The sequence below is a fragment of the Dehalococcoidia bacterium genome (genome assembly GCA_025054935.1).
Classification (GTDB): Bacteria; Chloroflexota; Dehalococcoidia; order SpSt-223; family SpSt-223; genus JANWZD01.
Genome location: JANWZD010000092.1, coordinates 1 through 500, shown reverse-complemented (window position 1 = coordinate 500; position 500 = coordinate 1). Strand labels below are relative to the sequence as shown.

Here is a 500-nt window from a genome sequence, read left to right as displayed (position 1 = left end):
GGGGATGTCGCCGTAGGCGAAGAGGCGGTTGTCTATCTGGCCGGAGGGTGTTTTGCCGACGGCGGCCATGGCGGCCAGCACGCCGATGGACTCGCCGCACACGCCGCGAAGGTAGGCCAGCGAATAGGGGTTCTTCTTCTGCGGCATGATGACGCTGGTGCGCGTATGGCGGTCGGCCAGTTCCACGAGGCCGAACTCGGCGGTGGAGAAGATTTGCAGGTCTTCGGCCAGGCGGTCGAGGGTGACGAGGGACGAAGCGAGGAGCGCGGCGATCTCGATCGGGCCGTCGGCCTGCCACATGGCGTCGCGCGTGTGGGGGATCAGGCCGTCGAAGCCGAGCAGTTCGGCGAGGCGAGCGCGGTCGAGCGGCAGGCGGCTGCCGTTGACGCTGCCGGCGCCGGCCGGGCTGAGGTTGGTGCGGGCAAAGGCGGCGCGCGTCCGTTCGAGGTCGCGCAACAGCGGATAGACGAAGGTGAGCAGGTAATGGCCGAAGGTCGTCG

The 500-nt window shown here is 68.8% G+C and carries 1 protein-coding gene; it reads right to left on the bottom strand.

The genetic code is table 11. The features are described from left to right. The coding region (locus tag NZ773_16430) for a lyase family protein (protein ID MCS6803510.1) at positions 1 to 500 on the bottom strand (500 nt) is incomplete at both ends.